General features: G+C 58.3%; 20 protein-coding genes. 10 read left to right on the forward strand and 10 right to left on the reverse strand.

The window, feature by feature from the left end:
- Positions 1-582: 582 nt before the first annotated feature.
- Positions 583-1,323, reverse strand: coding sequence for a cation transporter (locus ACXJ5O_RS01370; RefSeq protein WP_457298308.1), 741 nt, complete (start codon positions 1,321-1,323; stop codon positions 583-585).
- Between the two features lie 66 nt (positions 1,324-1,389).
- Between ACXJ5O_RS01370 and ACXJ5O_RS01375 the strand changes: the two genes are divergently transcribed.
- The 3 genes from ACXJ5O_RS01375 (at position 1,390) to ACXJ5O_RS01385 (ending at position 4,237) form a co-directional block, all read left to right on the forward strand.
- Positions 1,390-1,815 carry a MerR family transcriptional regulator gene (locus ACXJ5O_RS01375; RefSeq protein WP_457298309.1) on the forward strand — a complete coding sequence of 142 codons (426 nt, stop codon included), beginning with the start codon at positions 1,390-1,392 and terminating at the stop codon, positions 1,813-1,815.
- A 90-nt stretch (positions 1,816-1,905) separates the two neighbouring features.
- Positions 1,906-2,229 carry a YnfA family protein gene (locus ACXJ5O_RS01380; RefSeq protein WP_457298310.1) on the forward strand — a complete coding sequence of 108 codons (324 nt, stop codon included), beginning with the start codon at positions 1,906-1,908 and terminating at the stop codon, positions 2,227-2,229.
- A 154-nt stretch (positions 2,230-2,383) separates the two neighbouring features.
- Complete coding sequence (locus tag ACXJ5O_RS01385) at positions 2,384-4,237, forward strand: ABC transporter ATP-binding protein (protein ID WP_457298311.1); 1,854 nt, start codon at positions 2,384-2,386, stop codon at positions 4,235-4,237.
- Between the two features lie 160 nt (positions 4,238-4,397).
- On the opposite strand, the gene ACXJ5O_RS01390 is transcribed toward ACXJ5O_RS01385, so the two are convergent.
- Positions 4,398-4,988, reverse strand: a complete 591-nt coding sequence (locus ACXJ5O_RS01390; RefSeq protein WP_457298312.1) for a sulfocyanin-like copper-binding protein — start codon at positions 4,986-4,988, stop codon at positions 4,398-4,400.
- A gap of 140 nt (positions 4,989-5,128) precedes the next feature.
- Complete coding sequence (locus ACXJ5O_RS01395; protein ID WP_457298313.1) at positions 5,129-7,069, reverse strand: adenylate/guanylate cyclase domain-containing protein; 1,941 nt, start codon at positions 7,067-7,069, stop codon at positions 5,129-5,131.
- 279 nt (positions 7,070-7,348) lie between these two features.
- Here ACXJ5O_RS01395 and ACXJ5O_RS01400 point away from each other — a divergent pair, with 279 nt between their 5' ends.
- On the forward strand, positions 7,349-7,501 hold the full coding sequence (locus ACXJ5O_RS01400; RefSeq protein WP_457298314.1) for a hypothetical protein: 153 nt from the start codon (positions 7,349-7,351) through the stop codon (positions 7,499-7,501).
- Here the strand turns inward: ACXJ5O_RS01400 and ACXJ5O_RS01405 are convergent.
- Together ACXJ5O_RS01405 and ACXJ5O_RS01410 are read right to left on the reverse strand one after the other, a co-directional pair.
- Complete coding sequence (locus ACXJ5O_RS01405; RefSeq protein ID WP_457298315.1) at positions 7,498-8,310, reverse strand: class I SAM-dependent methyltransferase; 813 nt, start codon at positions 8,308-8,310, stop codon at positions 7,498-7,500. The two genes, ACXJ5O_RS01400 and ACXJ5O_RS01405, sit on opposite strands and share 4 nt — an antisense overlap.
- Positions 8,311-8,449: 139 nt before the next feature.
- Positions 8,450-9,361, reverse strand: a complete 912-nt coding sequence (locus tag ACXJ5O_RS01410; protein ID WP_457298316.1) for an alpha/beta fold hydrolase — start codon at positions 9,359-9,361, stop codon at positions 8,450-8,452.
- Between the two features lie 515 nt (positions 9,362-9,876).
- Here ACXJ5O_RS01410 and ACXJ5O_RS01415 point away from each other — a divergent pair.
- From ACXJ5O_RS01415 to ACXJ5O_RS01425, 3 genes are read left to right on the forward strand one after another with little or no spacing between them, the layout of a single operon-like run.
- Positions 9,877-10,335, forward strand: a complete 459-nt coding sequence (locus tag ACXJ5O_RS01415) for a (2Fe-2S)-binding protein (RefSeq protein WP_210001910.1) — start codon at positions 9,877-9,879, stop codon at positions 10,333-10,335.
- Between the two features lie 3 nt (positions 10,336-10,338).
- Positions 10,339-12,495, forward strand: a complete 2,157-nt coding sequence (locus ACXJ5O_RS01420; RefSeq protein WP_457298317.1) for a molybdopterin cofactor-binding domain-containing protein — start codon at positions 10,339-10,341, stop codon at positions 12,493-12,495.
- Between the two features lie 11 nt (positions 12,496-12,506).
- Positions 12,507-13,157: an Isoquinoline 1-oxidoreductase subunit gene (locus ACXJ5O_RS01425; RefSeq protein ID WP_457298318.1), complete on the forward strand. Its 651-nt coding sequence runs from the start codon at positions 12,507-12,509 to the stop codon at positions 13,155-13,157.
- A gap of 4 nt (positions 13,158-13,161) precedes the next feature.
- Here ACXJ5O_RS01425 and ACXJ5O_RS01430 read toward each other — a convergent pair whose 3' ends face one another.
- Positions 13,162-14,640, reverse strand: coding sequence for a pyridoxal phosphate-dependent decarboxylase family protein (locus tag ACXJ5O_RS01430; RefSeq protein ID WP_457298319.1), 1,479 nt, complete (start codon positions 14,638-14,640; stop codon positions 13,162-13,164).
- Between the two features lie 13 nt (positions 14,641-14,653).
- Complete coding sequence (locus ACXJ5O_RS01435) at positions 14,654-15,742, reverse strand: PLP-dependent cysteine synthase family protein (protein WP_457298320.1); 1,089 nt, start codon at positions 15,740-15,742, stop codon at positions 14,654-14,656.
- A gap of 84 nt (positions 15,743-15,826) precedes the next feature.
- On the opposite strand from ACXJ5O_RS01435, the gene ACXJ5O_RS01440 reads away from it, so the two are divergent.
- Positions 15,827-17,905 (forward strand): transcriptional regulator, encoded by a 2,079-nt coding sequence (locus tag ACXJ5O_RS01440; protein ID WP_457298321.1) that lies wholly within the window; start codon positions 15,827-15,829, stop codon positions 17,903-17,905.
- Positions 17,906-17,968: 63 nt separating this feature from the next.
- Positions 17,969-20,365 carry a glycosyl hydrolase family 28-related protein gene (locus tag ACXJ5O_RS01445; RefSeq protein WP_457298322.1) on the forward strand — a complete coding sequence of 799 codons (2,397 nt, stop codon included), beginning with the start codon at positions 17,969-17,971 and terminating at the stop codon, positions 20,363-20,365.
- A gap of 12 nt (positions 20,366-20,377) precedes the next feature.
- Here the strand turns inward: ACXJ5O_RS01445 and ACXJ5O_RS01450 are convergent, their stop codons facing one another.
- Positions 20,378-20,752 (reverse strand): hypothetical protein, encoded by a 375-nt coding sequence (locus ACXJ5O_RS01450; RefSeq protein WP_457298323.1) that lies wholly within the window; start codon positions 20,750-20,752, stop codon positions 20,378-20,380.
- Positions 20,753-20,957: 205 nt separating this feature from the next.
- On the opposite strand from ACXJ5O_RS01450, the gene ACXJ5O_RS01455 reads away from it, so the two are divergent.
- On the forward strand, positions 20,958-21,728 hold the full coding sequence (locus ACXJ5O_RS01455; RefSeq protein ID WP_457298324.1) for a pyrroline-5-carboxylate reductase: 771 nt from the start codon (positions 20,958-20,960) through the stop codon (positions 21,726-21,728).
- A 42-nt stretch (positions 21,729-21,770) separates the two neighbouring features.
- Here the strand turns inward: ACXJ5O_RS01455 and chrA are convergent, their stop codons facing one another.
- Entirely contained in the window at positions 21,771-23,180 is a 1,410-nt protein-coding gene (gene chrA, locus ACXJ5O_RS01460) for a chromate efflux transporter (protein WP_457298325.1), read from the reverse strand.
- Entirely contained in the window at positions 23,180-23,998 is an 819-nt protein-coding gene (locus tag ACXJ5O_RS01465; protein WP_457298326.1) for a chromate resistance protein ChrB domain-containing protein, read from the reverse strand. The genes chrA and ACXJ5O_RS01465 overlap by 1 nt, the downstream gene beginning before the upstream one ends.
- Between the last annotated feature and the right edge of the window lie 196 nt (positions 23,999-24,194).

The following is a 24,194-nucleotide window of genomic DNA, read 5'->3' on the forward strand; positions in this document are numbered from 1 at the left end:
GAATTGATAAGGGACGGCTCAACGTTGAAAGGGCATTCATGCACGACGATGAAGAAGACGACAACATCATGCATTACACCACGCCAATGTGGTGCCATTTGCTCATCTTCGGCTTTGCTGTCTCGATCGCCGTCGGTATCTGCCAACTCTGCTCATAACGTTCTGCCAGCAGGTAAATGAACGAGGCCCGACCCTCATAATCCAGGGGGACAAGGCCGAGCCGGGCCTCGATGCCCGCAAGGGCATGGCTGAAACCGTGAAGCCTTAAAGCCGTCTAGCGATGTTTGCGCTGTGTCTGAAACGCCAGGATCAGGACGACAGCGACGGCGAGCAGAATAGAAAGATCACGCATAACCGTAACCTCCAAATGCGAATTGACCGCGCGTCGAACCCGCGCAGGCCATTTTGTCCGATGATCATTTCCGGCTGGTTCATCTGAAGTCCAGCCAGCAACGAGCCCCCTTGCGGAGACATTCGCAGATTAGCCGGAACGACATATGAAATCGATTGGAGGTTTGGTCCGGAAATATCAAAATCTTATAAAGACCTGTGGTCTTGCTGGCCGAATAGCAGATTTACCTGTCACCCCACAGCAACCGGAGAAGCGTGGCGTTTTCCCTCGTGATACTCGCTCCACGCCTGCCGGAGGATTTGTACCGAAGATGTAAGGAAGATACCTGCCATCAGCGCTGCAACCGCCAGGTCGGGCCATGCGGTCGATGTGCCCCACACTCCAAAAGCCGCAGCCATAACCACAACGTTGCCGATCGCGTCATTGCGAGAGCAGAGCCAGACAGATCGAACATTCGCGTCGCCATCTTTATAAGGCCGCAGCAGGAGAACGGAGCCAAGGTTTGCAGCCAGCGCCAAGAAACCGATCACACCCATCACCTCGGCGCTCGGTAGTCCGAGGACAAAGACTTGATAGACGGTCGAACCAAAGACCCAGACAGCCATGACGGAAAGCGAGAGACCCTTGAACAGGGCGGCTGTCGCTCGGGTGCGCAGGCTTGCCCCGATCACGGCAAGGCTCAATCCGTAGGTGACGGTGTCCGCCAGGAAGTCCAAAGCATCCGCCTTGAGCGCCTGCGAACCCGCCAGCTGACCAGCTACCATCTCCGTCAGGAACATCGCTCCGTTGATGGCGATCACAGTCCAGAGTATCCGTTTGTAGCGCGGGTCTACGCCGTCAAAGATTGGCACTCCATCGGAACAGCAAGTATCTTCAACCTTGTGGAGAGCGGCTGCCTTGTCCGCTGGAAAGACCAACGGCGCCGGGGCGCAAGAAGTGCTCGTTTCGTGGTTACAGCAATGTTCAGCCATGCAGTGCCTCCTTTAATGTTGGCACCCTAGTCCCTATAGTGACTAGAGGTTCAAGAGGTTTTTTTCATGGATTTTTCGATTGGCGAACTCGCGCGGCGCACACAGGTAAAGGTGCCAACCATACGTTACTATGAACAGATTGGCCTCTTGCCACCGCCGCCTCGCACCGAAGGGCAGCAAAGGCGCTACGACAAGAAGAGTATAGCGCGACCTGCCTTTATCAGGCATGCGCGTGAGCTCGGCTTCAACATCGAGGCAATCCGTGCGCTTCTCTCGCTGCAGGACAATCCGGATCAATCTTGCAGCGTTGCCGACAAGATTGCATCAGCGCGCCTCGCTGAAGTCGCGGAACGCATTGCCAGCCTCGGCGCCCTGCGAACGGAATTGCAACGGATGCTCGAGGAATGCGCCTGTGGCCGAGTCGCTGAATGCCGCGTGATCGAAACCTTGGCCAATAGCAGCCATCGGCATGGTCGCTTGGCTGAGAACTGATCACATGGTGATTGTCCATAATGGCAGACGCAGTTGCGTACGCGGCGATGCGTCTAGCCCATGCTGCGGAACCGTCTATATAGGTGAGCCATGTTGACGATTCTCGTTTATGCTGGCGCCGCAGTCGCGGAAATCGCCGGTTGCTTCTCCTTCTGGGCGTGGCTCAGGCTCGACAAGTCGGCGCTTTGGATCATACCCGGCATGGCCTCACTGGCGCTGTTTGCGTACCTGCTTACTTTCGTTGACACCGCCGCAGCGGGGCGCGCTTATGCGGCTTATGGCGGGGTCTACATCGTCGCCTCGATCTTGTGGCTGTGGCTCGTCGAAAACAGCAAGCCTGATCGATGGGACGTGACAGGGGCGGTTATCTGCCTCGTGGGTGCCGCTGTTATTCTGCTTCCGACGAGAGCCTAGCCCGTAGTCAGGACATCGAGGAGCTGCCCGATGGCTTTCCGGACATGCTGTCGCATAAAGAGTGATGTTCTAATTGAGATTGCCGCCGGAAGGTGATCCTATTCCGGCTAGCTGAGTCCTCGACCTCCTGTCCCATTTAGAGCCCGAGCGAACCATGGCAATTTCAGATGCGATCTACCGTCCATTCGAAAATTTGATCCGGCCACTAGATATTCCTTACCGGCCGCTGCCCTCCAAGGGGCCGGTAGCCGTCCTTCTGCACTTCATTTCGATGTTTCGTGGCGTGCTCATCGCGCTCGCGCTTTCGTCCATGGCGATGGAGGCCATCAACTTGACCATCGTGTGGGGGCTTTCGGTCATCGTCGATGGCGTATCGCAGAAGGGTGCATCCGCCTTCTTGCACAGCGAATGGCCACTCCTGACTTTTCTGGGGCTCCTGATCTTTCCGGCCATGCCAGTCGCCTCGTTCCTTCTAAACACACTCAAATCGCATACACTCGGCATAGGCATGCCGGCTGCCATCCAGTGGCAGGGACACAAGGCGGTGGAGCGGCAGGATCTCGCCTTTTTCCATGATCTCCACGCCGGACAGGTCGCCTCGCGCCTATCGCAGGTGGCGTCCGCTGTCCAGCAGCAGATCATCGCCGCCTTCCAGTCCATTCCGCGCTTCGTCCTGCAACTGGTCGGCTCAGTGATCCTGCTGTCGAGCCTGTCTTGGCAGCTCGCCTTGCCAGTCGTGATCTGGATCGCGCTCAATGTGGCGCTCACCGTAAAGATGGCGCCAATCTTTGCCGAGCGTTCCCGCCGCACCGCCAAGCAGCGCAGTTTGGTGGCCGGCGCCATCACCGATCTCTACACCAACATGCAGATGATCAAGCAGTTCGCGGCCGAAGACAGCGAAGCCGGCGCTATCAGACGCATCATCCGAAAAGCCATACAGACGCAGCACGGGGAACAACGCATCTACCGCACCTCGGAACTGATTGTCGTGGTCCTCAACACGGTGCTCTGGCTGGTGATGCTGTCGATCGGTTTTTCAGGCCTCGTCAACGCTTTCCTTACGGTCGGCGAGTTTGTCGGCGCGGTCTACATCCTCCAGCGGCTCTCTACGCAGATCTTCACCTTCCTGCAGATGGGCCAGCAGATATTTCAGGCGATCGGGACGATCAAGGATGCGATGCCCGTGATGACGACGCCGCCCACCATCACAGATCGGGCTGACGCGGCTAGCCTCACGGTCAACAGCGGCGAAATTCGTTTCCAAGACGTCTGCTTCGCGTACAGGTCCGGGAAGCCTGTCGTCGATAATCTGTCATTGACGGTTCGGCCCAGCGAGAAGGTGGGGCTGGTCGGCCTTTCCGGGGCCGGCAAGACTACGCTGGCGAGTCTGCTGCTGCGCTTTTATGATATCGGGGATGGTGCGATCCTCATCGACGGGCAGGACATCCGCGATATCACGCAGGCAAGCCTTCGCCGCAACATTGGGGTCATTGCGCAGGACGTTGCACTGCTGCACCGTTCGGTCGGCGACAATATCCGTTACGGCAGACCGATGGCGACGCAGGACGACATCGAATGGGCGGCGAAGACGGCAAAGGCCGACGTGTTCATCACCGATCTTGCGGACGTTGAGGGCCGCAAGGGCTATGACGCCTTCGTTGGCGATCGCGGCATCAAGCTCTCCGGCGGCCAGCGCCAGCGTATCGCCATTGCGCGCGTCCTGTTAAAGGACGCGCCCATCCTCGTGCTAGACGAGGCGACTTCCGCCCTCGACAGCGAATCTGAGGCCGCCATCCAGGAAAAGCTCAACCTCGTAATGGAGGGAAAGACGGTGATTGCCATCGCACACCGCCTTTCGACCATTGCCATGATGGACCGGATAGTCGTGCTCGATCAGGGCCGTATCGTGGAAGAAGGCAGCCCGAACGACCTGGTCGAAAAGGACGGTTTGTTTGCCCGCCTTTGGAAACGCCAGACAGGCGGCTTTATTCCTGAGAAAATCAGCTAGCTATCCTTTCGTCACGAAATTCCCGATTTACGCGCCACTTCTTATCCTGATTTTTGCAACGTCACATAATAGAGACTTTCGCAACCGCCGTGATAACCCGCTTATTGCGCGAAGCGGACATGCCCTCACAATCCGGAAGGCAGCGGAGGGTGGCGCAGATCTACGGACGTCCCGGAGGCTGATCCTGCGGAAACTTGTCGTCATGGACGACTGCTACGGCTTGGTCGAGGTTGTTTCTCACCTCGAAACCGATCCAGTGACCGTCCATCAGATGTGTTTGCCTCGCACAGGCGAGGAAATATTTTCCGGCCTGCAGAGCAACAAAGTTGAGTTGTCTTCGCTCATTGTATTTGATTCCCTCTGGCGGATCGGTATGCGCCCCCCAGATCGCATCCTTGGCCGTCAGCTTCACCGGCATTTCTGACTTAGCATAGACCCTGGTCACCATCAGGCTATGCGGGAAAGACAAGGAGCCATTGATGAACGTGATCTCTACCGACCAATCCGCCGGGACGATAATCGTAAGATTGCCGCCCCAGTATCCGTTGAAGTCTATAATGTCTGTCCGGATATTGTCCCTGCGATACCGTTCGACCTGATTCCAATCGGCAACGATCTCTATCGCCACGGTCTTGGCTGCGGGTACGTTCTTGATCCAGCTTGGGACGAAAGGCTCCGCCGCCAGTGAAATTCCAGGCAACAGTCCCAAAACGATGAAGGCAAGAAAGGCAATATGGGCACGGCACTCCATTGCAGAGCTCCTCCCGAGCACTGTGTAGGCCAATGAACGAAAGTACTCTCAAATGAAGCGCCACACCAGCAAATGCATGGTGGGTATAACGTCGGAAGATTCTAACGCAGAGTTAGAAGCCAGCCGTCCTCGGATTGATCTTATGCCCTGAGTTCAAAGAGTTCGGTCTGGCCGGTTCGTCCCTTGACGCTGACAATCTCGATCGGGACGAGATTAAACATTTTGCCAACCGCATCGCGGACTGCGCCGCTGACGAGGATCGACGTTCCATACTGCCGGTTGAGCCCCTCGAGACGCGAGGCGATGTTCACAGTGTCTCCAATGGGCGTGTATTGCCGACGTGTCTCTGCACCCACGCTGCCCACCACAGCCGGTCCGGTGTGCAGGCCAAAGCGCGTGATGAGCTCCGGCCGACCGTCCGCGCAATTGGCGGCATTCATGGCGTCGATCGCAGCCTTCATCGCCAAGGCGCAGTGGCAAGCATGTTCGACATGCCGATCATCGAGAACGGGAGCGTTCCACATAGCCAGAACGGAGTCTCCTATATACTGCACGATCGTTCCGCCGTGACGTTCGATAATCTCGTTGAGTGCTTCAAAATAGCTTGAGAGCAGAGCGACGACTTCTTCCGGTGAGCGCTGCTCGGAAATGGTGGTGAAGTCTTGTATGTCGGTGAAGAGGACCGTGATGTCTTGCCGTGCTGCCGAGCCGACAGCCGATTGACCTGCAATGACGATCCTGCGCACAAGCTCCCGCGGCACGTAAAGCGAGAACGTCTTGATGGCAGTGCGTGCCGAACTCAGTGCTTTTGCCAGCGCATTGACCTCGGATATGAAGGAATGTGCGGTACGGCTTTCGCCGAATTCGAGTTMACCTATGTGCCTTGCTTCGTCGGCGAGCGCATAGAGTGATCTACTGATCAGCCGGGATATGATGAGCGCCGCCACCACGCCTGTGGCAAGGAAAGCCGCGGCGATCGCCAGGTTGCGCTTCAGCGTGCGCTCGACGGACGCCACAAGTTCATCGAGTGGTGCCGATATCACCACCGTATAACCGCCGACCAGCCCGGAGATGTCCTCGCTGAAGAACTGCGCCAGGTATTCACGCCCGTTTACTGGAAAACGGACCACATCGCCAGTTGCCGGACCATCGCCCGAGCCGAGTAGCGTTGCGATTGCCGGAATGGCAGGATCGGCTTTTGCGAGGTCGGCAATTGAAACCTCCCGTCCTCGCCGAAGCTGCCCGCGGATTTCATTCATGACAGTCTTGTCGGAGTGGACGAGCACACGACCTTGCCGGTCAAAGACATAGCCACGTGCCTCATTCGAAAGTGTGCTGACATCGACAACGTCCCCAAGGGTAAGCAGAAGCACGTCCGCTCCGAACACGACGCGATTGCCTTCCCCCGTGGGCATCGCCAATGTTATCGTCATGGAGTTGGTGGCCGCCGAGACATAGGGTCCGACCGAGACTGCCTTGCCCTTGTCGACAGCTGTAACGTACCACGGCCGAATACGCGGGTCGAACATGTCATCGCGATCTGCGCGTCGATAGAGCTGGCGCGCATCCTTGTCGTAAAACGTCCAGGTCGTATTGGTCGCTCCGCCGACCTGGGTGATCACGCGAACGGCAAATGCAGTTTCCTCGGAGGCGTCCAGGTTGGTGCGCCATTCCGGATTTGCTGTCACGTCGACAGCCTGCACGAAGCTACCGTCGGGATAGCCTGCATAGACGCTATCGATACGGAAAGTCGACTGCAGGACTTTGAGCAGGAAGTCGTGCTTTGCCTTTAGATCTTGTGGCGGTGCGGTAAGCATCTCCGGAACGACAGAGGCGGTCACCACTCCAGCATAACCGCTGTTGAAGACGTTGCGGTAATCCTCGATCGCGCGAAGCCCGAGTTGGCCCATCTCGGCTTTACCGGCCGACAGAGCCGTAAACTTGCCCTGCGCGTAGGTCATCCATATGAGCGGTAGCGAAATGCAGGCTAACAGCCCGAGGATTACGACACTCAGATGCAGCCGCAAGGGCACTGCCCACACCGAGAGGGCACCTTTCTTCTTGTTACCCCTAATCTGCATCGCGTAACGCCCCCCGGCCTGAGCACGGAACGCCTCTGCGGGGGCGAGAGCCGGGCGAGAAGGTAAATACCATTGCCGGCCGAAAAAGAACATCGCCCGACGCTGGATACAATGAATCAACTGTCATGTCCGCTGACCGATAGTAAAGCGGAGGTCGTCAAGTTCATGGCGTCTGGATTTATGAGTACACGCTCTAATTAATTTTAGTGAGGCGACGATTTATTGAGGAGAAATAGTGGTTTCCGCACAATACATAGAAACGAATCGGGGACCAGTGATATGCGGAATCGCGACATTGAACCTTTGGAACTTCGGGACTTCCTCGTCATGGCTGTGTTATTGGCAGCCGTCTTGTTTGTGTTGTGGGGAACAGTTCTGACGATCGGCAATACCCGGCATAATTTCGAGGTTCAGCCGGTCGTTGCGCACTAGCGCACAGCGGTGACAACGTGGGCACTTATTTTGCCCTCGATGGCGCCGCTGCCAAACCGTTGCGCCAAGGCCTGTGCCACATGTTCTGTGACGGCCTCGAGACCGGATGGCGAGCGAGCTTCGATCTCGTTTCGCAGCGGCGTTCCCTGGCAAAGGGCGATCGCGGCAGCGTGCGCTGAATCTGCACGGCTGGTCTTTTCGAGCGTTTCTATGGCGATCGACCTGAAACCTGCGGCCGACAGTTCGTCGCGGATCGCCTTCTGATCCCAATAACCGTGCGGTGTTCTTGCCATGAAACGAGGCGGGTCATCCGGAAAAATTTCTTCCAGCGCGCTAGTCACGACCTGAGTGAAATCACTGGTGTCGAGCCTGTCCCAAACATTGAAAAAATAGTGTCCACCGGGCTTCAGGACGCGGTAAGCTTCCTTATGTCCCTGGACCTTGTCCGGGTAGAACATGACACCGAATTGACACGCTACGGCGTCGAACATCTGCGGCTCGAAGGGAAGCGCGAGGGCGTCCGCTTGCTGCCAGACGATGCGACCATCTTCGGGCTGCCTCGAACTTGCACGATCAAGCATCGGTTGGTTGAGATCCGACGCGACGATCCGTGTTTCTGCGTTGAGCCGGGAAGCCATGGCCCGCGTCAGGACACCGGTGCCGGCTGCGATCTCCAGCACGTTTTGCGGCTTGAACCTGGCCACCCGGTCGGCGAGATCCTGCGCATAGGGCTCGAAGATCATCGGCACAATGAGCCGGTCATAAATTTCCGGAATTGCCCCCGCGAAGATTTTGTCTGTCGCTACCATAGGCTGCCTCCCGCCGTTCTACACCGCTGGGTAGTATATGCTTCTCGAAGCCACTGCGGAAGCGACGCTTTGGATGAGCTGACGGCAGAAAATTGGCCGGACAGAAACGGCGATCTCTGTCCGGCCAAGTGCCACGAAACTAGTTGGCCGCATTCACCAGATCGTCCCAGCTCTTCACCTTGTCCTGCCCGTCCAGAAACGGCATGACGGCCTCTGCCAGCTCTGGCGCAAAGAAAATGTCGTAGTGCGTGCGGTTGGGGATGATGGCGAGGCGGTTCTGCGACATGGTCTCACGCATCCAGCCGGCGTCTCTGAGGCCGCCGCCAAGCAGCTGGTAGAATTTGATTTCATGTTCGGGGCGGTACATGTCGCTGTCGGCGAACACCAGCATCACCGGCATCTTCAGTTTCGCGACATCGGCGGAATAATCGTAGGGCTTGCGCATGAAATCACCCATCGCGCCAAGGAGCCGGGGGAAGTCCTCGGGCTTCGGAGCAACGGCGACATAGGATTTGTACATGGGCGAGTCCTTCATCATGTCGGCCATGCCCGGACTCACGGCCGCCTGCATCTTGATCATTTCGGGATAGAACCCGTCCTGCGCATAGCCTGCGGACACCAGCGCAACGCGATCGACCATTTCGGGGTGCTGCACGGCCAGCCGGAACGCCACGCCGCCGCCGAACGAATAACCAAGAACGTCGGCCTTGTCGTAGCCAAGTGACTTCAGGATCGCCGCCATGTCGTCACCCATCGCTTCAAGGCTCATCGGCCGATTGCCGAGCTCTGTGCGGCCATGGCCCTGCAAGTCGACGGCGATAACCTGCCGACCCTTCGTGAGGCGGGGCATGATCGGCTGGAACATATCGGTGGAGCCAAGCCCCCCATGCAGCAGGAGCAGCGGTGTGCCGGCCCCTTCTCCCTGTATTTCATAATAGTAGTTGATGCCGCCAGCTTCGACGTGCCCGCTTTTTACCGCGGCTGCGGCGTGAGCCGACGTGACGGTCAATGCAACCGCCGCAACAGCAATAAGGCTTGAAAGAATTTTCATGTTCGTCTCCTCGACAATGGGAACTCAGAGCGGAGAACATCCAAATGGAACCGTTCTGCCGGCGGGAATTCGTGGACAAGGTCAAGAGGTTTGGCGAGACCCATGCCTTTCCATCGGGCGATGCTAAAGCCCGAWGGATTTGGCCCGAATTCACCCGGCCCTTCGGGTTTCCGGCTGGCGGCCAACCACTTTGTCAGGCAGCTTCGTCCGATGGAAAAGCATCGRCCTCGCCACCTTCCGCGTGGATTGYCTCGCCATCCGWGAAACAGAACTGGCTCCATTTGAATGTTCTCCGCTCTATGTGGGCCAATGCAGTTAAGACGAACAGCAACCAGAGCACCCGACAGCCTTCCGAAAATTATTTCAGGCTGGCGAGTTGCTTTCTGGTTCTGGTAGCAGAAACGTGTCTTGACCCCTCGCCGGACGCCTACCATGTTCGATGCAGCCTGGACGCTCAGGACAGACCAACTCAAGCCAGCACGCCCCACGTGCGCAGCCAGATGCGGGACACGAACATGATCACCTTCAAACTTAACGGACAAGAACGGACTTTCGACGGGGATCCCGAGACCCCGTTGCTTTGGGTCATTCGCGATTTCGAGAAACTCACCGGCACGAAATATGGATGCGGCATTGCTCAGTGCGGCGCCTGCACCGTTCACATGGACGGCACGACGCGCCGCAGTTGCATCACGCCGATATCAACGGTCGAAGGATCGGACATCATCACGATCGAAGGCATCGAAGGCAAGGAGGCCGACGCCATCCACAAAGCCTGGGTTGCGATCGACGTGCCGCAATGCGGGTACTGTCAGTCCGGACAGATCATGTCCGCCGTAGCGCTTCTGCAAACGACGCCGAAACCGACCGATGATGATATCGACGGCGCGATGGCAGGCAATATCTGTCGATGCGCCACCTACCACCGTATCCGGCAGGCGATCCATAACGCCGCCGACACAATGGAGGGTTGAGCCATGACCATTCACAACATCACGGCCACTCGTCGCTCGTTCCTCGCAGGCGCCGGGCTCGTTATCGGCTTCACGCTCGCGCCAAAAGTGTTTTCCGCACAGGCACTCGAAGGTGTCCCGGCTGGCGGCGTGGAAACGCTTTCGCCGATGAACGCCTTCGTCAAGATCGGCGCCGATGATACGGTTACCGTGCTGTCGAAGCATATCGAATTTGGCCAGGGTCCGTTCACCGGGCTGGCAACAATCGTCGCTGAAGAGCTCGATGCGGACTGGAGCCAGATGCGCGCCGTGCATTCGCCGGCGGACGACAAGGTCTATGCAAACCTTGCCTTTGGGCTTCAAGGCACGGGCGGCTCCACCTCCATTGCCAATTCCTACGAGCAGCTTCGCAAGGCGGGCGCGACGGCGCGGGCCATGCTGGTATCCGCTGCGGCGGCCGAATGGAACGTTCCGGCAAGCGAGATCACGGTTTCGAAAGGCCGCATCAAGCACGACGCTTCCGGTAAGGAAAGCGGCTTCGGCGCGCTGGCTGCCAAGGCAGCGACGCAGAACCCGCCTGCCGAACCCACGCTGAAAGACCCGAAGGATTTCGTGCTTATCGGCCAGGAGCTTCCGAAGCTCGATACGCTGAGCAAGACCAATGGCACTGTCGTTTATACGCTCGATATAACTGCCGAGAACATGCTCTATGCGGTCGTCGAGCATCCCGCGCATTTCGGTGCGACGGTCAAATCCTTTGACGACAGCGAGGCGCGCAAGGTGCCCGGCGTCGTCGATGTCAAACAGGTACCTCAGGGCGTCGCTGTCTATGCCGACAACACCTTTGCTGCACTGAAGGGCCGCGCGGCCCTGAAGGTCGAATGGGATCTCTCGAAGGCCGAAACCCGGTCGAGTGATCAATTGACCGCGGACTACACCAAGATGTTCGCAGAAGCGGGCATTCAGGCAACGCACAATGGCGATGTCGACAAGGCATTCGGCGACCAGGGCGTGCAATCGCTCGAAGCAACGATCGTTTTTCCGTTCCTCGCGCATGCCCCCATGGAGCCGCTCGATGYGGTGTTCATCAAGCGAGCCGATGGATCGGTCGATGTCTATAACGGTGCACAATTCCCCGGCATGGACCAGAAAACCGCTGCAAAGGTCTTGAACCTCGATCCTGCGAAAGTCCGGCTGAACACGCAGATCACCGGCGGCAGCTTCGGCCGCAAGGCACAGTTCGGCTCGCCCTATATGCAGGAAGCCGCTGCGGTTTTCGGCGCTACCGATGGCACGCGTCCGATGAAGCACATGTGGACGCGCGAGGACGACATTCGCGGCGGCTATTACCGTCCGATGTATGTGCACAAGATGCGCGGGGCGATGGATGCCGATGGCCAGATCGTCGGCTGGGACCAGACAATCGTCGGTCAGTCGATCATGGGCAAGGCTGACCTCGATTCCACGTCGGTCGAAGGCGCGTCGGATCTGCCGTATACGATCCCGAACCTGCGCGTCATCGCGCACAATACCAAGCTGGAGATACCGCCGCTCTGGTGGCGCTCGGTCGGGCATACGCATACAGGCTTCGCGGTCGAAACCTTCGTCGATGAATTGCTGCAGAAGGTCGGCAAGGATCCGGTCGAGGGCCGACTGGCGCTTTTGAGCAAAGAGCCCCGTCATACGGGAACGCTCAAGAAGGTCGCCGAAATGGCCAATTGGGGTTCGCCAGTGCCTGATGGGCGCCAGCGCGGTGTTGCGATCGTCAAGAGCTTCGACACTTATGTCGCGCAGATCGTCGAGATTTCGCTCGGCGAGGACGGCGCGCCCCGCGTGCACAAGGTATGGTGTGCCGTCGATTGCGGCGTTGCGGTCAACCCCAACGTCATCGCGGCGCAGATGGAAGGCGGCATAGGCTACGGTCTCGGCGCGGTCCTGTTCGATGCGATCACGCTTGGAGATGGCGGCAAGATCGTCCAATCCAACTTCCACGACTACCGGTCATTACGCATCAACGAGATGCCGGCAATCGAAGTCGCGATCATCCCGTCGACCGAAAAACCGACCGGTGTCGGCGAACCGGGTGTCCCACCTGTCGGCCCCGCGGTTGCCAATGCATGGCGGCGACTGACCAATAATCCCGTCCGGCAGCTGCCGATCGTCAACGTGCTTTCGGCTTGAGGGGACAAAGGATGAAACGCAACATCGCTTACATCTCGCTCGCRGTGTGTCTTGCGGTCAATGGCGGGCTTGCCGTCTCGAGTATTTCGCGCGCCCAGGACAAGCCGGTCGTGGCAAAAGAGGAGCTCAAGCCCGCATCGTCGTTCCAATCGATCGCCGATGAAAAGCAGCGATCGGTTGCGCTTTTCGAGGAGGCCGGCAAGGTCATCGAGCATCCGCGCTGCGTCAATTGCCATCCGGCGAGTGATAGGCCGCTGCAGGATATTTCCATGCATCCGCACCAGCCCCCGGTGTCGCGCGGTGAAGGCGGCATGGGCATGCCCGGAATGCAGTGCAACACCTGCCACGGGCCGGAGAATGTAAAAGTCATCGGCCAAGCCGAGACGATCAAGAGCATTCCGGGCAATCCGAACTGGCATCTGGCGCCTATCGAAATGGCCTGGGAGGGCAAGTCTCTCGGCGCCATCTGCAACCAGATCAAGGATCCGCAGCGCAATGGCGGCAAGAACCTGGACGAGATCGTCGAGCACATGGCGCATGACGATCTCGTGGGCTGGGGCTGGCATCCGGGCGACGGCAGGGAGCCGGTACCCGGAACGCAGGAAGCCTTCGGCGAACTGATCAAAGCCTGGGTCGCGACTGGCGCCGCCTGCCCTTCATAAGGCGTCAGCTTCTGCTGGCGATCTCGGCTCCCAGGCGCAATGTTTCGCGTATCAACAGGTCGAGATCGCCTTGGCGGGTGCGATGATTGTTGATTGCGACACGCAGGCAATGCTCGCCATGAACAGTCGTGTCCGAAATGGAAGCCGTCCCTTCCTCCTGCAATCTCAGCATGATCTCGGTGTTGAGTGCCTTGAGGCGTTCGCCGGAAAACCCTTCAGGACGATAGCGATAGCAGACAATGTTGATGTTGGTGGTTGCAACCAGTTCGAGAAGCGGTTCGGCTTCAACCAGACTATTCAGGTAGTGGCCCTGCCGGATGTTCTGGTCGATAAGTCGCCCGAATTTTTGAACGCCATGTTCCTTCAGCGACATCCAGACTTTCAAMGCGCGGAATCCGCGTGAGGTCTGCAAGCCGTATTCGTGCAGCCAATTGGCGGATGCGAGACCGCGCGACGTCATCTCCAGATATTCCGGCGTCACTGCAAATGTCTCGCGGTGCGCAGCCGCATCGCGGACCAGCGCACAGCCGACTTCGAAGGGCGCATGCAGCCATTTATGCGGATCGAGCGCAACGGAATCCGCGCGCTCTATGCCGGCAACGCGCCACCTGTTTTCGGGCGCGATGGCGATGAGCGCTCCAATGCAACCATCGACATGGAACCAGAGCCCCTCCTCCGCTGCCAACGCCGCCAAACCTTGCAGATCATCGAAGGCGCCGGTGTTGACGGTGCCTGCCGTTCCGATCACGCAGGCGGGCTGAAATCCCGCGGCACGATCTTCCGCGATTGCCGCGCGCAATGCGGAAAGGTCAATGCGCAACTCATCGTCGGTGCCGATACGCCGGAGCGCGCGGTTCCCGAGGCCGAGCGCCTCCATCGCCTTGCGGTGGCAACTGTGGATTTGGTCGGAACCATAGAAACGCAAGGGCTTTTCGATCGCAGCGACGCCCTGCTCGCGCACGTCGATACCAGCCTTGGCGTTTCGCGCCACAGTCAGGCCGATGATATTGGCCATCGAGCCACCGCTGACCAGCGTGCCGCTGGCCGAGGCTGGCAAGCCCAGCATCTCCTTGCACCAGTTGACGACCTGTTGATCCATCAAAGCGGCGGCATGATTGCCGCCGCCAAGGTTAGAGCCCTGAATGGCCGCCAGAAAATCACCTAGTGCCCCGGTGAAGTTGCTCGTGCCCATATACCACGACCAGAAACGCGGGTGGATATTTCCCATGGGATAGGACATGACCGTATCGGCCACCTCGCGGTAGACGTCAGCAAGCGGTGCCGGTGACTGCGGCAAGGGAGCGTCGAAGGAAGCCCTGACGTCCCCTGGCATGTCCTGCCAGACCGGACGCTCGCGAACATTGCGCAGGTAACCGACCGCATCGTCGATGACCTGATGCGACAGCGTCTGCACGCCCGCCCAGTCTTCCGGATCGAGCGTTTCTTCGGCGTTCCTTGCTACCGGCTTGAGCGATGTGTCCATTTCACACCTCCGGTCATTCGGCAGCGAACTGGTAGCCGGGGGTCGAGCGCGAAAGCGCCGTTTCCTCTTCATCCATTTCGGCTTCGATCCCTTCGAAGAGCGGCGTTGTCATGTAACGTTCGCCCGTATCGGGAAGCATGCACAGGATCACCGAACCAGCAGGCGCCGTTTCGGCGATGAGATGCGCCACGGCAAAGGTCGCACCGCCGGAAATGCCGGTGAAAATGCCCTCTTTTTGCGCAAGCGCCCGGGCCCATTTGATGCCTTCCGGTCCGGGAATTGGCACGACCTGATCATAGAAGCTGTCATCGATGGCTTCCTGCAACACATATGGAATGAAATCCGGCGTCCAACCCTGGATAGGATGTGGTTCGAAGGCCGGATGACTGCCGGCCGGCGCGTTGCCCGGGCCGCGTTCCTGTGCCTTGCCGCTACCGAGCAGTTGGGCATTGGCCGGTTCGCTCAGAACGATCCGTGTTTCCGGCCGTTCGCGGCGCAAGACACGGCCAACGCCAGCGACAGTACCGCCGGTTCCATAGCCGGTCACGAAATAATCGAGCCGCGATCCGGCAAAATCATTGATGATCTCGCGGGCGGTCGTTGCTTCATGGATATCGGCATTGGCTTCCGTTTCGAATTGACGGGCGAGGAACCAGCCGTTCATCTCCGCAAGTTCCACGGCTTTTTGGTACATGCCAAAGCCCTTCTGCGCGCGGGGGGTCAGCACGACCTTGGCTCCCAGCATGCGCATGAGCTTGCGCCGCTCGATGGAAAAACTGTCCGCCATGGTCACGACCAGCGGGTAGCCTTTCTGCGCGCAGACCATGGCAAGGCCTATCCCGGTATTGCCGCTGGTGGCCTCCACTACGGTCTGACCCGGTTTCAGGGTGCCGTTGCGCTCGGCCTCTTCGATGATGTTGAGCGCCAGCCTGTCCTTGACCGACGAAGCCGGATTGAAGAACTCGGCCTTCACATAGATTTTGGCATGATCAGGAGCGAGATTGTTGATCCTGATTACCGGCGTATCGCCGACCGTGTCGAGAATGCTGTCGAAGAGGCGCCCGCGCCCGTTCGTCGTTCTGATTGTCGCTTGCGTTGTCATGATCCTTTTCCCCTATGGTTTTTTGCGCAAATTGCGCCAGCTGCACCCGGCACGTACGGCGCCGGATGCAACTTTTCGATTTCCATGATAGAACAAAAACGTGGGGGCATCGTGGGAACAAGCGTGGAAACGCACGTGGAATCTGCATTGGTAGCGTTGACCGGCCATGCTGCCGGCGTATGCGTGCGGATGCTTGGTCCCCTGACAATGATCCACAACGGGGTGCCGCTGGAACTTCCCGCGTCGCGCAAGGTGCGCGCTCTTTTCGCCTATCTGGCACTGACACCGCACGCGGTCGGACGCAGCCGCCTCTGCGACCTGTTGTGGGATGTGCCCAACGATCCGCGGGGCGAACTGCGCTGGAGTCTCAGCAAGCTGCGCGGTGTTCTCAATGAACCGGGCCACCAAAGAATTGAAACCACCGACGACACGATCCGGCTCGATCTCAGTGGCTGTTTCGTCGATGCCCTTCATATTGCCTCGGCTGCGGAAGAAGGGATCGAGACACTCGACCTACCGCGGTTGCGCGAACTTTCCCGGCACTTCGCCGGTGATTTTCTTGAAGGGCTGGAGATAGATCGCAGCCCGCATTTCAATCATTGGCTGATCGCCCAACGGCGCCGGTTCCGCTCCTGCCACGCTGCCGTGCTTGAACATCTGGCTAAGAACCTGCCGGCAGATTCGGACGAAATCTCATCCATCCTGAACGCATGGGTCGGGCTCGCGCCATTCGACAAGCGCGCGCATCTCGCGTTGCTGGCAACGCTTGCGGAGCGCGGGCAGATAGTGGAATGCGAAGAACACCTTGCAACGGCGGCGCGGTTGTTTGACTCCGAAGGACTGGACTTCACGCCGGTACGGGAGGCATGGCCCGCAATCAAGAACGGGCGACAGGCCACAACTGCAGGACACATCTACATTCCCGCCGCGCCGCGCATCGATTTGATTTCACCAACGACCCCGATTGCCGGTGCGGACCATCACGCGTCACTTGCGGTGATGCCCTTTGTGCTGGAGACAAACACGGAGCTTATACGGGGCGGGCTCGCAGACGGCCTGACCCACGACATCATCACCCGCCTCGCCCGGCTGAAAAGCTTTTTTGTGATCGCGCGCGGTTCGGTTTTTGCCCTTGCAGAGCGAAATATCGGCCCCGAGGATGCCGGCCGTCGCCTGAACGTGGATTACGTCGCCAGCGGCAGCGTGCGATATCTGCAAAACCGCATTCTCGTGCGGGCGGAGCTTGTCGAGGTGCGAACCGCGCGCATCGTCTGGGGCGAGGTTTTCGATCACAAACTTGATGACACATTCCTTGTTCTTGACGAGATCGGCAACAGGATCGTTTCGGCAATCTCCAGCGAAATCGAGCTGGTCGAGCGCAACCGCGCGATCCTCAAATCGCCAAGCTCGTTGAATGCCTGGGAGGCCTATCATCGCGGCCTCTGGCACATGTACAGGTTCACGCGGCAGGAGAACGAGCTTGCGCAACACTTTTTCGGGGTGGCTGTGCGGCTCGATCCGACCTTTGCCAGAGCGCATGCGGGACTGTCATTCACCCATTGGCAGAACGCCTTTCAACGGTGGGGCGATTACGCGAAAGAAAGTGACCAGGCATACGCTGCGGCTGGCCAAAGCCTTATCGTCGACGATAACAATCCAGCTGCGCACTGGGCCATGGGCCGGGCCCTGTGGCTGCGGCATCGGCAGGATGAATCGCTCGTCGAACTTGAAAGAGCCGTAGAACTCAGCCCGAACTTTGCGCTCGGCCATTACGCGCTGTCGTTCGTCCAGTCCCAGTCCGGCGATCCTACAGCGGCGATTGGATCGTCCGACCATTCACGACACTTGAGCCCGGTCGATCCGCTGCTGTTCGGTATGCTGGGTGCGCGCGCCATGGCCCATGTTCGTCTCGGTCAATTCGAGGAAGCGGCGGAATGGGCACTGAGAGCAGCCGCGCGGCCCAACGCTCACGCCATCATTCTCTCCATAGCCGCGCACTGCCTGGCACTGGCAGGGCGGATCGACGAAGCGAAGGCCTTCGCAGCTTCCATACGCAAGACGCTACCCCAGTACTGCGTCGATGATTTTCTTGCGACGTTCCAGTTCACGCCCGACACCGAGGCTGTGTTCAGGCAGGGCGCCAAACGTATCGGATTGGCCTAGACAGGCCGAAATTCACGCCCTGCCATGACTTGAATTTCAACATGCCGTCCTTCAGGGTAGGACATGAGCCGATTCACGAAATGTCTCGCCCTGATTGTAGTAGCGTGGGTCGGTACGGCACTTTTGCCGGAGGTATCGAGGGCAGAAGACAAAGCCCAGCCAAGCGATTTCGGTTTTCCCGTACCCAACCCTGAGCCAGAGTTGCCACAAGGCGTAGACGCCTTCGATCCGCCTACCTTCGCTGTAAGTCAGTCCGCACCCGCTATCGCCGAAATATCGAGAACTGCGGACCACGACGAAATCGTCTCGATGACTGGCGTCGAGCTGGATGGAGCAACCAGCTTCGACGTCTTTTCCCAAGCGCCGTCTGGACAGGAAGGGTCGGTTATTTCGATCCGGCCACTGCGTGCAGACGACACCGCTGCGACAGTCCTGTTACCCGAGTCCCTCCCCGCGTGGTCGATGTATCTGATCCGGCCGAAACGCGATGAGGCGGGCGGCAAGGCTTTCGCGATCAACCGAACTGAAAGCTGGTGGCTCGGGCCCGACAATGCCGTTCCAGAAGCAACGATTTCTGTCTATGGGCGCAATCTGGCGAAGTCCAACGGCACATCAGCATCGTTCATCTACATCAAGCCCGCCAACGGTGCCGGGCAGTATGTGACACCGGTTTCAGTCAATCCCTTCAAGGTCGACTTCAAGGTGCCGAACCTTGCGGCCGGTTCCTATGAGGTATGGATTCACAATGGCCATGGCGGCCGTTTCGGCTGGAGCGGTCCGTTGAACCTGGCCATCGCCGATCAATCTCCATGGGCCCGGCAAGACCAGAAGATGATCGACGTAAGGAGTTTTGGCGCAAAGGGCGATGGTGTGGCCGATGATACCGCCGCTATCGAGGCGGCATTGGCAGCGGCGGCAAGCGTTGCGCCCGCCACCATACACTTTCCGGCCGGAACCTATCTCATCGATTCGGTGCTCAGAGCGCCGGATAACGTGCACTGGCTTGGCGACGGTATGGATGTGACCGAGATCAGACTCGGCAAAAAGGTTTCCGGCAGCATGATTGTCGATGCGAACCGCAATGCCCAGTTCGAAAAACTGACGCTCAATGCCAATGGCAATACCGGTTCTACCCCGCTGCTATGGATACCCGGCGTCGAGAACCTGCGCCTGCAAGCCATGCGGCTGAAAGCCTGGGGCGCACCTGCACTTGAAGCGCACGACGCATCGGGCCTTTACATCGACAACTCGGAGCTGATCGAGAACGGATCATTCTACGGCAACAGCCGGCAGATATTCATGACCAACAATCGCTTTCGCATGACTGGTTACGGGGAGTCCGTGGTTGCGCTTTGGGGCGGACGCGAGTTTTCGATGGTGGGTAACGATCTAGCCAACGCTGACGAGAACCGCGACGACGGACACGGCATCGGCCGGTTCTTTGTTGCCCAAGGCCACGCCGGCAGCATGGAAAACATGTATTGGGGTGACAATGTCTCGCACCAGGCCGCCCCGCATAATTGCAACAAGGTCGACTGCAACAAGGGTGAACAAATATGTTTCGAGATGGTCGGCAGCGATCTGAAAGACGGCTTCAAGGCGGCGACGGCGAACACGGTCAGCTTCTCGTCGCTCGCGGCCTCTGACAAGGCCGGAGGCCAGGATCTGGTTATCGTCGGTGGCAGAGGTGCAGGCCAGCATCGACGTATCGTCTCTGTGAACGACAATACCGCGACCTTGGACAAAGACTGGAACGTCGTGCCAGACAGTTCGAGCCGGTTCGCCCTTGCGGCAGCGGCTTCACAGGTGGCCATCTACAACAACACTTTTCAGGGCCGCCCAAGCTATTTCAAGCATGATTCCGACTCCACCGCCGTCCTGCTCTACGGCAATGTCTATGACGCAGTTGTCGACCGGAACAATATCTCGCAAATGCGCCATGGCATGATGACTGTCGCCTTGAGCTCGGCCAACGGCCTCAGCCCGTACTTCCTGCAATATTCCAATAACACGGTCAGCGACAGCAATAGCGGGCTTTATGTCGGCACGACCTTTACCGATTCAGGGGTTGCGGGTGTCTGGGGCGGTCTTGGCAATGTCTACCGCAAGAACACCTTCAACAGGCTCGCGCATATCGGCGTCGAATTTGAATCCTGGGGGTACAACGGGGCCGACTACAACGGAACAGTTTTTGAAGGAAACCAGTTCACCAATCTCAAATTCGGCTTCATCGACGCTTTTCAACTCATGTGGACCTACACCGGAAGCTTCAAGGCGCCGCCGCTCTACAGTTCACGCAAATACAACACGATCCTCTACAAGAACGTCTTCGAACGAGGAGCGGCATTGGGCAAGGGCAGCGTCGGATTCAAGACACTGCAACCGAAGAACACATGGCTGAACATCGGTTCGACATGGACGGGCTTCGAGTCGGGCAACAAGGGCCCGGCCAGCAAGTAAATCAGGCGAGGATCAGCCCGGGCAAACGTCCCAGAAACCGGTCGTCCTGGCGGCGTTGGTGYAATACCAGCAATAACCGGAACGGGGCGGCGATCCTGCAATGGCGACCGCTGAGGCACCTGCAACGAAGCCGATCGCGGCGCCTGCCGCAATCGCTCCGCCTGGCCGCCAATAACGACGCGGATTGACGACAACGACCCCGCGCCGGACCGGCGGACGGACGACGGCGCCTCTGCGAACTGTCGACACTGCGGCACATCCACGTGGACCGCAGCCAGCAACCGTTCGCCGGGCGGCGTCCGCAGGCGATACCATCATCGGCCCGGTCACCATCATCAGCACCGCAAGCGTCATCGGCGCGTGTCCTAGAAATCCTGAAAGCTTCATCGGGTCCCCCTCGTTAGCTCGAATTTTAGCTGTGCCTGATAACGTCAAACGATCAAGGCCGCAGCACATAACAGGAAGCGCCCATATTCCACCGGTAGCAAGCTGATCATATTGTTGAGGGAGAGCACAGTCCCGATCCACTTTGCATGGCGCGGCGACTTGTTTGAGTTATGCTACACGGACACATCAAACTTTGCGGGGAACAATGAAACTAGGTTTTGTAGGAACGGGTGCCATTACCGAGGCCGTTATCACTGGCTTGATGAAATCGAGGTCCGATATCGAGGCTATCGTCGTCTCCCCTCGCAGTCAGGACGTTGCAGCGCGATTGGCGGAAATGTTTCCGAGCGTGCGCGTGGGTCGTGACAATCAGGATGTCGTGGAGAGCGCCGACATCGTATTTCTTGCCGTAAGGCCGCAAATCGCCGAGGAAGTGGTAAAAGAGCTCAAATTTCGCGAGCACCAGCAGGTGGTGAGCCTTATTGCCGCTGTCCCGATCGAGTCGCTTACCAGTTGGATCGGTGTGCCCGTAACCATTACCAGGACGATTCCCCTGCCATTTGTCGCTGAATTGCGTGGAGCAACGGCAATCTATCCGCCCAACGATCAGATTGCTGACTTGTTCTCTTCGCTTGGCGCTTCAGTGCCGGCAGAAGACCTCAAGCAATACAACCTTTTTAGCGCGGCGAGCTCGCTGATGGCCACATATTTCGGCTTGCTGGAAACAAGCGCCCGCTGGCTCGAAGCCGAGGGCATGCCCTATGATCAGGCGAGTATTTTTTTAAAACGGCTGTTTGGCGGTCTGTCCCATGCAACGGACTCATCTAACGAACAATCGTTCGAGGCGATGGCTTCTAAATTTTCGACAAAGGGCGGTCTGAATGAGCAGGTCTTCGCGGAGTTCAAGGAAAATGGTGGAACGAAGGCGTTGACGCTTGCCCTCGACTCCGTGCTCAAGCGTATCGAACAGAAGTGATTTAGCGGGCACGGCAATGCGATCTCGCTTGCCGTGTTGCCATCAGAAACGTGTCATGAGCGTCCAAGCCATCCCGGCCACAGCGCAGCCGATGAGCGTAAAGATGACGGATACTCGAAATCGAAACAATGCGAGTACAGCGGCGGTAGTCAAAAGCAGCKACGCAACATTTATCGACCGGAAGACTGGAATATCGAGCGAGAACCATCCAACACTGAAGGTTTCAACGTTTGCAAACAGCACGTGCAGACCGAACCAGATTGCCAGGTTTAAAATGACGCCGACAACTGCAGCAGTGATTGCGGACATCGCACCTGTCAGCGCTTTGTTGCCGCGCAAGCTCTCGACGAACGGTGCGCCAAGGAATATCCACAGAAAGCATGGGATGAACGTCACCCATGTCGTCAGCACCGCTCCGAAGGTTGCTGCAACCATTGGATTTAGGGAACCCGGAGCGCGAAAGGCACCCATGAAGCCAACGAACTGGACAACCATGATCAGCGGTCCCGGTGTCGTCTCGGCCATCCCCAAGCCATCGAGCATCTCGCCTGGCTTGAGCCAACCATAGTGCTGGACCGCCTCCTGCGCGACGTATGCAAGCACGGCATAGGCTCCGCCGAACGTTACCAATGCCATCTGACTGAAGAAGATCGCGATCTTGGAAAAGACGCTGTCGAAGCCGAGAATGACGACGATAAGTGCGACAGGTATTAGCCAAAGTGCCAGCAAGATACTTGAGACCTTCAGCGACCAAACAAGGTTGGGCCGCGCGTGACGCGGGGTGATTTCGCCAAGTGCCGAATGTCTGTCTTCCAGCACTGCACTTGCTCCGGACTTATGGCCCCCACCGATCTGAAACAACGGTGATCCGATCCGTCCGCCCATGTAGCCGATCGCACCCGCCATCAAGATAATCATTGGAAACGGGACATGAAGGAAGAAGATCCCCACAAAGGCGCACGCCGCAATTGCGACCATAGCTTTGTTCTTCAGCGCCCTCCCGCCGATCCGAAACACTGCTTGAAAAACCACCGCTAGCACTGCAGCCTTTAGCCCGAAGAACAATCCTTCAATAACATCGACGCTGCCGAAGGCGACATAGATGTAGCTGAGGCCAAGGATTGCGAGGAAGCCGGGCAAGACGAACAGGATACCGGCGACAAGGCCTCCAGCCGTCCTGTGCAAAAGCCATCCGATGTAGATTGCAAGCTGTTGTGCTTCCGGACCCGGCAAAAGCATGCAGTAATTCAACGCATGTAGAAACCGATGCTCTCCGATCCACCGCTTCTCGTCGACGATGATCCGATGCATAACCGCGATCTGACCGGCAGGACCGCCAAAACTCAGAGCGGCGACCCTTGCCCAGACCTTCACGGCATCCGAGAAGGAGATGCCGTGTTCATGTTCTTGCTCATCTGAGATTGCGCTGGACTTGCCGATGGTATCCGTCATCACACTGTCCGCTTCGTGGACGGCCAATTGTGTTTCTCGTCGGTCGCATCGCGGCTCCAGCGATAGAAGGCGTCGTAGAGCCCGAGACCAGCATTCAGCTGCTCGTGGTCATCCGCGAACATCCGCGACAGTCCAAGGGATGCTGCCAGCAGCCCAGGAGCTTCAGGGGCAAGATCAAGTCGCGCTGTATCGGCCCCTCTGACGATGGTCGCCAATCGCAGCAAGGGCTCTGACGACAAGCCGAATTCTTCGACCATCACATCGAAGGTGCACCGTTCATCGCGATGGCTCCAGAAAACGCCTTCAATGTCATATGGGGCTGCGTTGAAGCGGTCTGCCACGGCCTCGACGTCAGTGGGGGGAACGAACAGAAAGACAGCATCCCTATCAACGAAGCGCTTGATCAGCCATGGACAAGCGATGCGATCGATCTTCGGTCGCGCTCGTGTCACCCAGACTGTACGGCCGGCGCTATCGCGAGCCGGTAACTTCGAAACCGGAATCGCCTGGAAGCCGGATGCAAGCCACGCTTCGATCCCGCCCTCAAGAACATTGGCGTCGACCCCCGCCTGGCGAAGCCATGCCGCCACGCCGTGACTTAGCTTTCGTCCCCGTTGGCAGATCACGATAACCGCATGACCTGCCACATGGCTGAGCCATTCTTGAACGTCACCATGGCCGTGCCTTATTGAGGCGGGGATCAGGCGTGGATCAGCGTCAAAGTCCTCATTGGTGCGGACGTCGACAAGGATGGGGCAGCCTGGGGTGCCAACCAAACGATAGAGTTTTTCAGAAGAAATTTCGAGAAGTGAAGTCATGACGCGTCCTCCGTTGTTGTTTGGACGCGATACTTCGGCTGACGCCTTGTGGGGTGATCGCAACCCCATAGCTCAACATAATGTCATGTGGCTTGGCCGTGTCAAGTACGCCGAGCCCTAGCGATAGTCCTCTGCGGCGCTTAAGATTGTTCCCAACCGGACGGCACGGCTGCCGGGACGGTCAGACTAAATGGAG

It is taken from the genome of Phyllobacterium sp. P5_D12 (assembly GCF_054049495.1).

Coding starts and splice junctions, on each gene's coding strand:
- ACXJ5O_RS01405 (WP_457298315.1), bottom strand. CDS start 8,310: ATGGTAGCGACAGACAAAATCTTCGCGGGGGCAATTCCGGAAATTTAT.
- ACXJ5O_RS01400 (WP_457298314.1), top strand. CDS start 7,349: ATGCGGAATCGCGACATTGAACCTTTGGAACTTCGGGACTTCCTCGTC.
- ACXJ5O_RS01445 (WP_457298322.1), top strand. CDS start 17,969: ATGAGCCGATTCACGAAATGTCTCGCCCTGATTGTAGTAGCGTGGGTC.
- ACXJ5O_RS01435 (WP_457298320.1), bottom strand. CDS start 15,742: ATGACAACGCAAGCGACAATCAGAACGACGAACGGGCGCGGGCGCCTC.
- ACXJ5O_RS01380 (WP_457298310.1), top strand. CDS start 1,906: ATGTTGACGATTCTCGTTTATGCTGGCGCCGCAGTCGCGGAAATCGCC.
- ACXJ5O_RS01370 (WP_457298308.1), bottom strand. CDS start 1,323: ATGGCTGAACATTGCTGTAACCACGAAACGAGCACTTCTTGCGCCCCG.
- ACXJ5O_RS01440 (WP_457298321.1), top strand. CDS start 15,827: ATGATAGAACAAAAACGTGGGGGCATCGTGGGAACAAGCGTGGAAACG.
- ACXJ5O_RS01385 (WP_457298311.1), top strand. CDS start 2,384: ATGGCAATTTCAGATGCGATCTACCGTCCATTCGAAAATTTGATCCGG.
- ACXJ5O_RS01390 (WP_457298312.1), bottom strand. CDS start 4,988: ATGGAGTGCCGTGCCCATATTGCCTTTCTTGCCTTCATCGTTTTGGGA.
- ACXJ5O_RS01375 (WP_457298309.1), top strand. CDS start 1,390: ATGGATTTTTCGATTGGCGAACTCGCGCGGCGCACACAGGTAAAGGTG.
- ACXJ5O_RS01465 (WP_457298326.1), bottom strand. CDS start 23,998: ATGACTTCACTTCTCGAAATTTCTTCTGAAAAACTCTATCGTTTGGTT.
- ACXJ5O_RS01415 (WP_210001910.1), top strand. CDS start 9,877: ATGATCACCTTCAAACTTAACGGACAAGAACGGACTTTCGACGGGGAT.
- ACXJ5O_RS01410 (WP_457298316.1), bottom strand. CDS start 9,361: ATGAAAATTCTTTCAAGCCTTATTGCTGTTGCGGCGGTTGCATTGACC.
- ACXJ5O_RS01455 (WP_457298324.1), top strand. CDS start 20,958: ATGAAACTAGGTTTTGTAGGAACGGGTGCCATTACCGAGGCCGTTATC.